Source organism: Microbacterium sp. Root1433D1, assembly GCF_001426835.1.
GTDB lineage: Bacteria > Actinomycetota > Actinomycetes > Actinomycetales > Microbacteriaceae > Microbacterium > Microbacterium maritypicum.
Map to the genome: position 1 here is coordinate 824,805 of NZ_LMFN01000001.1, position 12,484 is coordinate 837,288.

11 protein-coding genes are annotated in these 12,484 nt (G+C 69.8%); 5 read left to right on the top strand and 6 right to left on the bottom strand.

The annotated features are described in order from the left end of the window. Window positions 1-19 precede the first annotated feature (19 nt). Window positions 20-1,168: an ROK family transcriptional regulator gene (locus ASD13_RS03990; RefSeq protein ID WP_055866000.1), complete on the bottom strand. Its 1,149-nt coding sequence runs from the start codon at window positions 1,166-1,168 to the stop codon at window positions 20-22. Window positions 1,169-1,317: 149 nt separating this feature from the next. Further along, the gene (locus ASD13_RS03995; protein ID WP_055866002.1) at window positions 1,318-2,865 is read right to left on the bottom strand and encodes an HNH endonuclease signature motif containing protein; all 1,548 of its coding nucleotides are present in this window, start codon (window positions 2,863-2,865) and stop codon (window positions 1,318-1,320) included. Between the two features lie 980 nt (window positions 2,866-3,845). Here ASD13_RS03995 and ASD13_RS04000 point away from each other — a divergent pair. Both ASD13_RS04000 and ASD13_RS04005 read left to right on the top strand, forming a co-directional pair. Beyond that, window positions 3,846-4,514: a M23 family metallopeptidase gene (locus ASD13_RS04000; RefSeq protein ID WP_235562460.1), complete on the top strand. Its 669-nt coding sequence runs from the start codon at window positions 3,846-3,848 to the stop codon at window positions 4,512-4,514. 51 nt (window positions 4,515-4,565) lie between these two features. Continuing rightward, window positions 4,566-5,090: a GNAT family N-acetyltransferase gene (locus tag ASD13_RS04005; RefSeq protein ID WP_055866005.1), complete on the top strand. Its 525-nt coding sequence runs from the start codon at window positions 4,566-4,568 to the stop codon at window positions 5,088-5,090. Window positions 5,091-5,146: 56 nt separating this feature from the next. On the opposite strand, the gene ASD13_RS04010 is transcribed toward ASD13_RS04005, so the two are convergent. Continuing rightward, a complete protein-coding gene (locus tag ASD13_RS04010; RefSeq protein WP_055866007.1) occupies window positions 5,147-6,598 on the bottom strand; it encodes a gamma-aminobutyraldehyde dehydrogenase in 1,452 nt (483 codons plus the stop codon). Between the two features lie 99 nt (window positions 6,599-6,697). Here ASD13_RS04010 and ASD13_RS04015 point away from each other — a divergent pair, with 99 nt between their 5' ends. From ASD13_RS04015 to ASD13_RS04025, 3 genes are read left to right on the top strand one after another with little or no spacing between them, the layout of a single operon-like run. After that, window positions 6,698-7,165 (top strand): Lrp/AsnC family transcriptional regulator, encoded by a 468-nt coding sequence (locus ASD13_RS04015; RefSeq protein ID WP_017829446.1) that lies wholly within the window; start codon window positions 6,698-6,700, stop codon window positions 7,163-7,165. A 29-nt stretch (window positions 7,166-7,194) separates the two neighbouring features. Then, complete coding sequence (locus ASD13_RS04020) at window positions 7,195-8,598, top strand: NAD(P)/FAD-dependent oxidoreductase (RefSeq protein ID WP_055866010.1); 1,404 nt, start codon at window positions 7,195-7,197, stop codon at window positions 8,596-8,598. Then, the gene (locus ASD13_RS04025) at window positions 8,595-8,942 is read left to right on the top strand and encodes a cupin domain-containing protein (protein WP_055866012.1); all 348 of its coding nucleotides are present in this window, start codon (window positions 8,595-8,597) and stop codon (window positions 8,940-8,942) included. The genes ASD13_RS04020 and ASD13_RS04025 overlap by 4 nt, the downstream gene beginning before the upstream one ends. Before the next feature lie 81 nt (window positions 8,943-9,023). Here the strand turns inward: ASD13_RS04025 and ASD13_RS04030 are convergent, their stop codons facing one another. From ASD13_RS04030 to ASD13_RS04040, 3 genes are read right to left on the bottom strand one after another with little or no spacing between them, the layout of a single operon-like run. Then, entirely contained in the window at window positions 9,024-10,607 is a 1,584-nt protein-coding gene (locus ASD13_RS04030) for an ABC transporter ATP-binding protein (protein WP_055866014.1), read from the bottom strand. After that, the gene (locus ASD13_RS04035; protein ID WP_055866016.1) at window positions 10,604-11,470 is read right to left on the bottom strand and encodes an ABC transporter permease; all 867 of its coding nucleotides are present in this window, start codon (window positions 11,468-11,470) and stop codon (window positions 10,604-10,606) included. Before ASD13_RS04035 ends, ASD13_RS04030 begins: the two co-directional genes overlap by 4 nt. Next, window positions 11,467-12,423 carry an ABC transporter permease gene (locus tag ASD13_RS04040; RefSeq protein WP_055866018.1) on the bottom strand — a complete coding sequence of 319 codons (957 nt, stop codon included), beginning with the start codon at window positions 12,421-12,423 and terminating at the stop codon, window positions 11,467-11,469. The genes ASD13_RS04035 and ASD13_RS04040 overlap by 4 nt, the downstream gene beginning before the upstream one ends. Window positions 12,424-12,484 lie beyond the last annotated feature (61 nt).

Genomic DNA, 12,484 nt, shown 5'->3' on the forward strand with positions numbered 1-12,484 from the left:
GGTGTGCAACGGGTGGTGTTCATCGGCCAGCCTGGGAGGCGGGCGTGAGGATGCGGGTGAAGAGTTCGCCTCGGAGCGCAACGGCCGCTTCGTTGACGGCGCCGACCAGCGGAGCCTCCGGACCGAAGGAGGAGACGAGGAACCGCAGGGGAAGCTGCGCCTCGTACTCGCCGGCGATCCGCACGATCGCGGCGACGAGTGCCGGATGAGCTGCTTCGCCGCTGAGGATGAATGCTTCCGGATCGAGCACCAGCCCCACGCTGCCGGCCACGAGAACGATGCGTCGAGCGATCTCGGACACGATCCGTACCGCCGCAGCGTCTCCGCGGACGGCCGCCTCCAGATGATCGGCGAAAGATGCCCCGGGATCGCGGCCGGCGCCGAGGGCCAGGTCGCCCACGACCGCGTCGCCCACGAGGGGCGCACCGATCGGGATGGGCGTCTGCGGCAGGTACATGACTTCGCCGGCGACGCCGGAGAAGCCGCGGTGCAGCGCGCCGTCGATCACGATGCCGGCCCCGAGCCCGTCGTCGAGGAGCAGCAGCGCGAAGCTGGCGAGGACCGCTCCTTCTCCAGCGGTGAGCTCGGCGAGGGCTGCGAGATTCACATCGTTCTCGATGCGCACAGGACAGTCGAGGGCGGTCGACAGCGCCGCACGGAATGCGCCGCCGTCGGGGCCGAGGTCGTCGCGGATGCCGCCGTCGGCCGTGACGATGCCGGGCACTCCGACGACCCCCAGGTGAACGGCGCCCTTCGCCGCTTTCACCGTGCGGCGACACCGCTCGACGAGGGAGACGATGTGGGTCACGCGGTCTTCGGCCTCGGTGAACGGGGCGTGCTCCTCCGCCCGCACGGTTCCGCCGGCGTCGACGAGCACGACGTGGGCGGCATGGTGATCGACGTGCACGGCGACGGCGAATCCGAGGCGCGGATGCAGGGCGACCCGTCCGGCGGCGGGGCCTCTCGTGTCCCGGTCGAGGCCTGCCGACGCGACGGCCCCGGCGTTCTCGAGCATCCGCAGCACCTGCGTGACCGCGGTGCGTGACAGACCGGTGGTGGACATCAGCTCCGAACGGGTCTGCGGCCCGCTGCGAGCGAGCGCCTCCAGGATCGCGCGGCCGTTGAGCGTGCGCAGCAGGCCCTGCGGTCCCGCGAGTGGTCTGGACATCTGTTCCCTGGGTTGCCTGTCTGGTTTTCGTGTACCGCGCCAGGTGTCGTTCCGACGCGATGCCGACACGGAGCCGGGCGCAACGCCCGCCAGCATGCCACATCGTGTCGCACTAGTCGACACGTCGCGCCGAGCCTGCATGTCTCGGTTCACGTCCTGAGCAGTGCCGAGCGGCGGGCAGCCGGCCTGTTGCGAGCCCTGCTCACCGGCTGGGGCACGCGCCATCGTCGGGTGGGATCCCACCACGCGGGGCCGCGGACGTGAGGGGTGCCGTGTCGCATGCGGATCTCCCATCCGGAGGCGTCGAGGGTACGGTGATGGTGCCAGCAGAGGGCGACGCCGTTATCGGTGTGGGTGGGCCCGCCGCGCGAGTGCTCCTGCACATGGTGGATCTCGCACCACGTCGCGGGGACGTGGCAGCCGGGAATCAGGCATTCGCGGTCACGGAGAGTGATCGCCCGGCGTTGATGGGCGCTGAAGATCCGGTCGGAGGTGTCGATTCCGATGATGCGCCCTGCCGGGTCGAACAGCACCCGCTGCACTCCACCCGCGCAGGCGGTGTGTGCGGCGGTACGCACGGATACGGGGACGTCGATACCGTCGACGTGCGCCCACCCGCGCCCGGCGATGTAGTCGTCGGCGGTGACGGTCACGACCAGAGTCGGTGCGGCGCCACCGAGACGGGGCATCTCATCGTGCCGCGCAGCGATCCCCAGCACCGCGGCGAGGGTGTCGTGCTGCTTCTGTGCGCGGGACCGGGTGTCGACCATCCGGGCGGGATCGTCGGAAGGGAGGACATCGTCGCCTGTTCCCCCCACCGCCCCGGTGGAGGCGGCCTCATCGTGGTCGACCAGGACGGACGGCTGGAAGACGACGACCCCGGGCGCGGATGGCCCGTCGACTCTCGGGTTCAGATAGGCGTCGAAGATGCGCTGCAGCTGTCCCGCGACCTCGGGCAGCAGCCCGCCCCGGATCGGGATCACCCCGTCTTTCGCCCGGCCCAGGATGATCCCCCGGGCGCGCATCGCGATGTCGTCTGCCGGCTCCGCGCCGTCGGGGTCGAGGTACTGCACGATCACCTGCGCCAGTATCCGGAGGTCTTCCGGCGTCGCCGGTGGTGCCTCTTCGCCGTCGACAGCCGCATCCGCGTCGGCGCGGCGGCCGTCGTCAGCCCCCTGGGCAGCGACCGCGCACCCGCGGGCATACGCCGCAAGCTCCGCATCTGCGAGCAGCCGGTCAGCTGTACCGACCCGGACCGCAGCGTGTTCCACCGGTCCTGTCGCTGCCAGCAGCCCGGCCACCCCCACCGCCCCGTCGAGCATCGCCGCCCGCATCGCCGGCCACCGCACCGGCAAGCGAACTCCCGACGACAGCTCCACCTCGCGACGCACGGCGTTCGCCGCCTTCCCCACTCGACCAGCGCCAGCGGCATCCGTCCGCAGCACCCGCTGCAGCAGCTCGCCCATCGTCCGACACCCGAATCGACCGCAGAATGCCACCTCACCCGACCCGGCCGGGCGCGCATCGACAGATGCGACCGTCTCCACGACCAGCGCCTCCACGCGCCGCTGCACCTCCCCCGCCACACGCAAGAGCTGCATCTTCGCGTCATCCGGCAACCCCGCCACCACGTCGGAACGCAGCAGCGCGTCCAGATCAGCGGCCGTCTGACCGAGCATCTCCACCGGGGTCGTCATACGCGCAAGTCAACCCGGGGCCACCGACATTCGCTGCCGAATAAAGCCAGTTCAGAGCGGTATTCCGGAACACACAAGAGGTCCGCGACTCCTCCACAGGCGAGGCGGATTCCCGCCTTTCCCCACGTACGGCAGATCGCGCCCCACGGCTCGCCCGGACGTCGGGCTCCCGGCGCAGAATCGGTGCATCGTCCTCCGCAACACACAGGCACCGAGGTCGATCGAAGCCCGAGCACCCCTCCGCGACGTGTGATCTCGATCCATGCGCTCTCGATTTGACGCTCTCGACTTCGCGAATTAGATTACAGATCGGTAACGGTGGCATCCGGGGGGATCGCCCGCCGCGCACACCTGCCTCCCGGAAGGACCCCGTCACGAACTCCCTGCCACCCGAGCGCGATCACGACGCCTCGGAAGCCCCCGCACAAGTCCCTGACTCGACGCGACCGCTCTTGCGGCGCGACCTGAGGCGCTCCGCCACCGTAGATTCACGGAGTTCCCGCCGGGCGAATGCAGCTCCTGCTGCTTCTGCGCCCGAAGCAGCCACTCCGGGTGATGCCTCCTCCGCCCGCGACACCCCTTCCGCGGCTGACCCCGCCCCGGGAGCGGAGGCAGCCCCGGCAACCGCAACCGAAACGGCTCCCACACGCGAGGTAGCCCCCACACCCGAGGCAGCACCCACACCCGAGGCAGCACCCACACCCGAGGCAGCACTGCCCACCCCCGCACCCGAGGCAGCCCCCGCACCCGAGGCGGCCCTCACCCCCGAGGCAGCCCCCACCTCCTCCGCAGCGCCCACCCCTTCCTCCGACGCCCCTCCGGCCACCCCACAGGCACCCCGCGCTCCCCGCTCCTGGGATCCTCGTCTGCGCCCGCGACACCTGGCTGCGCCGACGGCGCCGACTTCTCGAGCTCTGGTGCGCCGAGAGAAGCGCCGGTGGGCGAGGGCTAAGGCACTTGGTGCCACACTGGCGATCGGCGTGCTGATCTCCGGCGCGGCTCTTCCCGCACTCAACCCCGTCGGCGGCCAGGCCGCCAACGCCAGCGCCAGCGTCTCCACCGCGGCCGAAGGAACCGCGCAGTCGTACACGGCGAAGGCGGGAATCCGGGCCCAGATCGATCCCCGGGGGAACTTCTCCGCGACGACGCCCGAGGAGATCAAGGAGACCCGCTCCCGCGCCGCTGCCGCCGCCGTCGCCGCCGGCATGCCTCTCTCCAGCGCGATGGACATCCCCCTCGCCGGACGCATCGTGATGCCGATGGCCGACGGGACCTACTCGTTCACCGATGGCTTCGGCGCCTCGCGGCCGGGCCGATCCCACCTCGGCCAGGACTTCGCCGCCCCCATCGGCACCCCCATCAACGCAGCGATGAAGGGCTGCGTCTCGCGGTCCACCGAGAGCTACCAGGGTTACGGCGTCACGATCCAGATCGAGAGCATCGTCGACGGGCAGGCCGTGAGCACCGTCTACTCGCACATGACCTACGGCAGTCGCGCGGTCGAGGTCGGAGACTGCGTCGAGGAGGGCCAGTACATCGGCGACGTCGGCTCGACAGGGTACGTGTTCGGTTCGTGCCTGCACTTCGAGGTCCACATCAACACGGTGGCGGTTGACCCGCTTCCGTGGCTCAAGAAGAACGTGAGCTGACCGGCACCGCACGACCCCACGCCGCCTCTGCGATCACCGTAGGGTGGCGGGATGAGTGCACTGGTGATCCGCGACGCACGCGCCGAAGACGCCGAAGACATCGCCGGCGTGCACGTGCGTTCGTGGCAGGCCGCCTATCGAGGACTCATCGACCAGTCCGTGCTCGACGGCCTCTCCGTCGATGAGAGAGCCGCGGGCTGGCGGCGCATACTCGCCGGGCCGCTGCCGACGAGCCTGGGAACGCTCGTCGCCGTGCGCGACAACCGCCTCATCGGCTGGGCGTCACTCGGCTCGGGCCGCGACCCCGACGGCCTCGCCGACGGAGAGGTGTACGGCATCTACGCCGACCCTTCCGCCTGGTCCACCGGCGCGGGTCATGCCCTGCTCGTGGCCGCCGAGCAGCGGATCACCGAGGCCGGTCACGACCGCGCCTACCTGTGGGTGCTCGACGGCAACGAGCGCGCCGACGCCTTCTACGCCCGCCACGGCTGGCTCGAAGACGGCGCGATCAAGATCGAGGAGCGTCCTCAGTTCACCCTGCGCGAGCACCGCCGCGTGAAGATACTCCCCGCGTGAAGACACTCCCCGTGTGAAGGTCCTGACCGCCTGAGGGCACGCCGCCGGCTGCCGCCTCAGTCGAGTGCGCTCATCACGTGCTTGATGCGGGTGTAGTCGTCGAAACCGTACTGCGACAGATCCTTGCCGTAGCCGGAGTGCTTGAATCCGCCGTGCGGCATGTCCGACACGAACGGGATGTGGGTGTTGATCCACACGCAGCCGAAATCGAGATCACGCGAGAAGCGCATCGCCCTGGCATGATCGGTCGTCCACACCGACGCGGCGAGCGCGTAGGGCACGTCGTTGGCCATCTCCAGGGCCTCGGCGTCCTCGGAGAACGCCTGCACCGTGAGCACCGGTCCGAAGATCTCTCCCTGCACGACCTCGTCGTCCTGTCGCACGCCCGACACGATCGTAGGCTCCCAGAAGTAGCCGCGGTCGCCCTGGCGGCGTCCGCCGGTCTCGATCGTCGCGTGCGCGGGCAGACGGTCGATGAAGCCCTGCACCTGCGCGAGCTGTGCCGCACTGCTCAGCGGGCCGTACAGCACCCCCTCCTCGCGCGGGCCGCCGGTGCGGGCGTGGGTCTTCGCCCTGGCGACCAGCGCGGCGATCAGCTCATCGTGCCGCGAGGCGTGCACCAGCACCCGGGTGGCAGCAGTGCAGTCCTGTCCGCCGTTGAAGAACGCGCCGGTGATGATGCCCTCGACGGCCTTGTCGATCGACGCATCGGCGAACACGATCGCCGGAGCCTTGCCGCCGAGCTCGAGGTGCACGCGCTTGACGTCGTCGGCCGCCGAACGCGCGACCGCCATTCCCGCACGTACCGAGCCGGTGATCGCGACCATCTGCGGCGTGGGGTGCTCCACGAGCGCGACACCCGTGTCCCTGTCTCCGAGCACGACGTTGAGAGTGCCGGCCGGCGTGTGCAGCGCGACGATCTCGGCGAGCAGCAGGGTGGTGAGCGGCGTCGACTCCGCGGGCTTCAGCACGACCGTGTTGCCGGCGGCGAGCGCGGGAGCGATCTTCCACACCGCCATGTTCAGCGGGTAGTTCCACGGCGTGACCTGGCCGATCACGCCGACGGGTTCGCGCCGCACGAAGGAGGTGTGACCGGCGAGGTACTCCCCCGCAGCCCTGCCCTCGAGGCTTCGCGCCGCACCCGCGAAGAAGCGCAGCTGATCGACGGACTGCATGATCTCGTCCGCGACGAGGCTGGCACGCGGCTTGCCGGTGTCCTGCGACTCGAGGTCGGCGAACTCCTCCGCTCGCGCCTCCATCTCGTCGGCGATGCGGAACAGCGCCAGCTGCCGTTCGCCGGGCGTGGTGTCGCGCCAGATCGGGAAGGCGGCGGATGCGGCGGCGTAGGCGGCATCCACGTCGCTGCCGTCCGATACCGGGAGCTCCCCGTAGGTCTCTTCGGTGACAGGATCGACGAGCGGCATGCGGTCGGCGCCGCTCGCGGGCACGTAGCGGCCGCCGATGAAGTTCTGCAGCGGCGCGGAGTTCTTCAGGAGGTGACTGGACATGGGGTCATCGTATCGACATCCATACGGAATCTGAAGATCTGATCAGACGAAACAACTGAATCGGTTGCAGAATGCAGAACCGGCTGACAATATCGACACATGAGCACGAAGCCGTCCCAGCCTGCCCTTGATGACATCTCGAAGCGCATCGTCGAACTGCTGCAGGAAGACGGCCGCCGCCCCTACGCCGAGATCGCGCGCGAGGTCGGTCTGAGCGAAGCGGCGGCTCGCCAGCGCGTGCAGCGGATGACCGAGGCCGGCATCATCCAGATCGTCGCCGTCACCGACCCCATGCAGCTCGGCTTCCACCGCATGTCGATGATCGGCATCCGCGTCTCGGGCGACCCGCGCGAGATCGCCGAGGAGCTCACCACGATCCCCGAGCTGGCGTATGTGGTCGTCACGCTCGGCACCTTCGACATCCTCGTCGAGGCCGTGTGCGAGAACGACGAGCACCTGATCGATCTCATCGCGACCCGCATCCGCACCATCCCGGGCATCACCCACACCGAGAGCATGCTCTACGCAGGCCTCTACAAAGACCTCTACAACTGGGGCACGCGCTGAGGCGCGCCCCGCACACAACGGAGAGAACAATGGGCACCACCGTCTTCGAACGCCAGCCGCCGTCGCCGTCCGTCATCGACGCCTCGCTCCGCGACACCGACCTGCGGGTGTTCTGGCTCGACGACGTAGATCGGCCGACGCACCCCCGCCTCAACGGCACGGTCCGCGCCGACCTCGCGATCGTCGGCGGCGGGTACGCCGGCCTGTGGACGGCGGTGCGCGCGAAGGAGCGCGACCCCGAGCGCCGTGTCGTGCTGCTCGAGGCCTCGCGCATCGCCTGGGCCGCGTCCGGACGCAACGGCGGCTTCTGCGAGTCGAGCCTCACCCACGGCCACGAGAACGGTGTGAATCGCTGGCCGGAGGAGATCGACCGACTCGAAGAGCTGGGCCACGCGAACCTCGACGGCATCGGCGAGACGATCCAGCGGTACGGCATGGATGCGGAGTTCGAGCGCACGGGGCAGCTGGCCGTCGCCGTCGAGCCGCACCAGGTCGAGTGGTTCCGCGATGAGCCGGGCTTCCTCGACCGAGAAGCCGTGCAGGCCGAGGTGCACTCCGACACCTTCCTGGCCGGAGACTGGGACCGCGACGGCTGCGCGATGGTGCACCCCGCCAAGCTCGGCGTGGAGCTGGCCCGCGTGGCCGCCGACCTGGGGGTGGAGATCTACGAGCACAGCCTGGTGCGCGGGATCGAGGGCGACGGATCGGGACCGATCACGCTGGTGACCCCGAACGGCAGGGTGGTCGCCGATGCTGTGGCCCTCGGCACGAACGTCTTCCCCTCGCTCCTCAAGCGCAACCGCCTGATGACCGTGCCCGTGTACGACTACGTGCTGATGACCGAGCCGCTCACCACCGAACAGCTGGCATCGATCGGCTGGTCGAACCGCCAGGGCCTCGCCGACAGCGCGAACCAGTTCCACTACTACCGGCTCACGGGCGACAACCGCATCCTGTTCGGCGGCTACGACGCGGTCTACCACTTCGGCGGCAAGGTGCGGCCGGAGTACGAGGACCGCATCGAGAGCCACCGCCGGCTCGCCTCGCACTTCTTCACCACCTTCCCGCAGCTGGAGGGTTTGCGCTTCACCCACCGCTGGGCCGGGGCGATCGACTCGTCGAGCCGCTTCTGCGCCTTCTTCGGCACCGCTCGCAAGGGCCGCGTCGCCTACGCGACCGGATTCACCGGTCTCGGCGTCGGCGCCGCGCGCTTCGCGGCCGACGTCATGCTCGACAAGCTGTCGGGGGATTCGACCGAGCGCACCGAGCTGCGGATGGTGCGCGAGAAGCCCATCCCCTTCCCGCCGGAGCCCGCGGCGTCGATCGGCGTCAACCTGGTGCGGGCCGCGATGAACCAGGCCGACCACAACGAAGGCAAGCGCAACCTGTTCCTCAAGACGCTCGACGCCGTCGGAATGGGCTTCGACTCGTGAACGGTCTCGCCGCAGGGGCGGGAGTGGATGCCGGCGCCCTGGCACTCGATCACGAGCCGCTCCCTGCCGAAGAGGTGCTCGCTGGTTCGCCGACGACCGCCGTGCACGAGCTGGCGACGCTCGGCGGGATCGAGGTCGGCATCTGGGAGATGACCCCGGGCACCGCGACCGACACCGAGGCCGACGAGGTGTTCGTCGTGCTGTCCGGCCGCGCCACGATCGCGTTCGCCTCATCCGGCCTCCCCGACCTCGAGGTCGGCCCCGGCTCGGTGGTGCGCCTCGCCGAGGGCATGCGCACGACTTGGACCGTCACCGAGACGCTCCGCAAGATCTACGTGGCCTGACGCCGCCGCCCCGCGCTCGAATCGCGCGAATGGCCCCATCCCGAGAGGAGACGGGGCCGTTCGCGCGATTCGAACAGCCCCTCAGGTGATCGGAACCGGCACCGAGTCGATCAGCAGTCGCGTGTACTCGTGCTGCGGGTCGCTCAGCAGCTGCTCGGTCGGACCGGCCTCGACGATCTCGCCTCGACGCATCACGATCGTCTCGGCGCACACCTTGCGCACGACCGCGAGGTCGTGGCTGATGAACAGCAGAGTGAGACCCTGCTCCCGACGGATCCCGGCGACGAGGTCGAGCACCTGCGCCTGCACCGAGACGTCGAGCGCACTGGTCGCCTCGTCCATCACGAGCAGCTCCGGCTCCACGGCGAGTGCGCGGGCGATCGCGACGCGCTGACGCTGACCGCCCGACAGCGTGCGGGGTCGGGCGGCGAGATGCTCCTCCCCCAACCCGACTGCTGTGATCAGCTCGAGCGCCCTGGCAGCGGCATCGGCCCCGGTCCGCCCGGTGTGCAGCTTCAGCACGTCTTCGATCGCCCTCCCCGCAGGGATCCGCGGGTCCAGCGACAGATACGGATCCTGGAACACCATCTGCACGCTCTTCGCGCGCTCGAGACGCTCCGCACGCGACCGCGGGATGCCCGACATCGAGCGTCCGCCGATGCGGATCTCCCCGGCGTCAGGCTCCTCGAGCCCGACGATCATCCGCGCGAGCGTCGACTTGCCCGACCCCGACTCGCCCACCACGGCCAGCGATCCGCCACGGGCGATCACGAGATCGGCATCGGCGACGGCCGCGACCGGATCCTTCCCTCGGCGCCGATACGTCTTGCCGACTCCGGCCACCACGAGCTGCGGTTCGGAACCGGATGCCGCGGTCGGCGGCGTGATCGACCCCGAGATGCGCGGAGTCGCGGCGACTAGACGACGCGTGTATTCGGCGGCAGGCGCCGTGAGCACCTCTCGCGCCGTGCCCTCCTCGACGATCGCGCCGTCTTTCATCACCACGAGGCGATCACACAGGGAGCCGGCGAGGTTCAGGTCGTGCGTGATGAACAGCATCCCCATCCCGCTCTGCGCGCACAGGTCCCGCAGCACCTGCACGATCTCGGCCTGGGTCGTGACGTCGAGCGCGGTGGTCGGCTCGTCGCACACCAGCAGGCTCGGCGACGCGCTCAACGCTCCGGCGATCATGACGCGCTGCAGCATGCCGCCTGACAGCTCGTACGGATGCTGCGACAGATGGTCGGCGGGCGCCGGCAGACGCACGGCCGTGAGCAGCTCGACGGCCCGTGCGTGCGCGGCATCCTTCGACCACCCCTCGCACAGTCGCAGCGCCTCCGAGACGTGGTCGCCGATCGTGCGCATGGGGTTGATGCCGGCCCGCGGATCCTGGAACACCATCGCCGCCTCGTGTCGACGGATCTCCTGCCGACCGGCCGCACCCGCGAGCGGGGACCGCCCGTTCACCTCAACGGTGCCGCCCGTGATCGCCCGGTCGGGCAGCAGCCCGAGCACCGAACGCGCCGTGAGCGATTTGCCGGAGCCGGACTCGCCGACCAGCCCGACGGTCTCGCCCGGCGCGACCTGCAGCGAGATGCCGTGCAGGAGACGGGTGCCGTTCGGGAGGTCGAGCGTGAGGTCCTGGATGTCGAGAAGAGTGCTCATGCGGGGATCCCTCCGCCGATCCGATCGGAGAGTTCCTCACCGATGATGTTCACGCACACGACGACGATCACGACGGCGACGGCGGGTGCGATCGCCGGCAGGAACTGCCCTGCCGCCACCCCCGACTGCGCCTCGTTGATCATCGCGCCCCAGTCGGCGGTCGGCGCCTGCACGCCGAGGCCGAGGAACGACAGCCCCGCGAGCTCGGCGAGCACGTAGCCGAAGTTCAGAGTGGACTGGGCTCCGACGATCGGCGTGACATTCGGCAGCACGCGGCGCAGGGCGATCCACGATCCTCCGAAGCCCTGCACCCGATAGGCCGAGACATACGGACGGGTGCGCTCCGCGGCGACCAGCGAGCGGGTGAGCCGAGCGACGAAGGGGGCGTAGGCGATGCTCATCGCGATGATCGGTGCGACCAGCCCCTTGCCGAACAGGGCGACCGCCATGATCGCGATCAGCAGCGAGGGGAATGCGAACAGCACGTCGAAGACCCGGCTGAGTGCGGCGTCGATCCACCCACCCCGCCATCCGGCCCAGAGCCCCAAGAGGATGCCGATGACCGTGGAGAAGACGACCACGAGGAGCGGGCCGATGAGCGCCGTGCGCCCGCCGTAGATCAACCGGCTGAGCAGGTCGCGCCCGAGCGAGTCGGTGCCGAGCCAGTGCGCGGCCGAGGGCGGAGCAAGGAAGGCGGTGAAGTCCACCGCATCAGGGTCGTAGGGTGCGATTAAGGGCGCGAAGACCGCGGCCAGCACGACAGCCCCGAGCACGACGACGCTGGCGAGGTACAGGAATCGCGGACGCTTCCGGCGGGGCGCACGCAGCACCCGCATCGCGAGAGTGGGGGTCGAGGAGGTCATCGGGCACCAGCTCCGGCAGCGGATCGCGGGTCGATCCAGGGTTCGAGGATGTCGACGATGGCGTTCATCACGACGAACGCGATCACGACGAGGAGGACGATGGCCTGCACGACCGGGAAGTCGAGCCGGTCGACGGACTGCACGAGAAGCGAGCCGATGCCTGACAGCCCGAACGCGGCCTCGACGATCGAGCTCGCCACGATGAGCCCTGCCACGAGCACGCCGCTCACGGTCAGGATCGGACCCAGGGCGTTGCGCAGCACATGCCGGCGCACGACCACCGGGCGTCGTACGCCGCGGCTCGTCGACACCTCGACATGCTCGCGGCCCAGTTGATCGACCATGGCCGAGCGGGTCACCTTGCCGACCAGGACGATGAACACCAGCGCGAGCGCAATCGAGGGCAACGTCAGGTGATAGACCATGTCGAAGAAGCCCTCGCCGGCCCCGAATGAGGGGAACCAGCCCAGCTGCACCGAGAACAGCGCGATGAGGACGATCGCTCCGACGAACGACGGGATCGCGCCGAGCACCGTGAGTCCGATCAGCACGAACCGGTCGAGGGCCTTCCCTCGGTTCAGCGCGGCGACGGCACCGAGCACGACGCCGGCCACGAGCACGATCGCCCCCGACATCGTCACGAGCATCAGCGTCACGGGAAGCCGGTCGCCGATCACCTCCGTGACGTCCTGCCGATACTGCAGCGAACGGCCGAGGTCGCCGTGCAGCAGGCCGAGGACCCACCGGAAGTACTGCTCCCACGGTGGGAGGTCGAGCCCGTACTGGGCGGTGACCTGCGCCACCGCCTCCGGGCTGGGCTTGCGCCCGCGGAGCAGGAAGCTCACGGGATCTCCCGGCACCAGGAAGCGCGAGAAGAAGACGAGCAGCGACGCCAGGAACAGCGTCAGCAGCAGGCCGCCGAGCTTTCCGGCGACGCGACGTGCGGCTGTCATCGGGTGGTCTCCTCTGGGGTCGAGGTTCCGGCGATGCCGGGGGTGACGGGTGCGGCGGCCG

Bases quoted from the DNA above. Each gene is read 5' to 3' on its own strand.
- ASD13_RS04015 (WP_017829446.1), top strand. From the start codon at position 6,698: ATGAGCACGAAGCCGTCCCAGCCTGCCCTTGATGACATCTCGAAGCGC.
- ASD13_RS04020 (WP_055866010.1), top strand. From the start codon at position 7,195: ATGGGCACCACCGTCTTCGAACGCCAGCCGCCGTCGCCGTCCGTCATC.
- ASD13_RS04005 (WP_055866005.1), top strand. From the start codon at position 4,566: ATGAGTGCACTGGTGATCCGCGACGCACGCGCCGAAGACGCCGAAGAC.
- ASD13_RS04010 (WP_055866007.1), bottom strand. From the start codon at position 6,598: ATGTCCAGTCACCTCCTGAAGAACTCCGCGCCGCTGCAGAACTTCATC.
- ASD13_RS03995 (WP_055866002.1), bottom strand. From the start codon at position 2,865: ATGACGACCCCGGTGGAGATGCTCGGTCAGACGGCCGCTGATCTGGAC.
- ASD13_RS04030 (WP_055866014.1), bottom strand. From the start codon at position 10,607: ATGAGCACTCTTCTCGACATCCAGGACCTCACGCTCGACCTCCCGAAC.
- ASD13_RS04035 (WP_055866016.1), bottom strand. From the start codon at position 11,470: ATGACCTCCTCGACCCCCACTCTCGCGATGCGGGTGCTGCGTGCGCCC.
- ASD13_RS04040 (WP_055866018.1), bottom strand. From the start codon at position 12,423: ATGACAGCCGCACGTCGCGTCGCCGGAAAGCTCGGCGGCCTGCTGCTG.
- ASD13_RS03990 (WP_055866000.1), bottom strand. From the start codon at position 1,168: ATGTCCAGACCACTCGCGGGACCGCAGGGCCTGCTGCGCACGCTCAAC.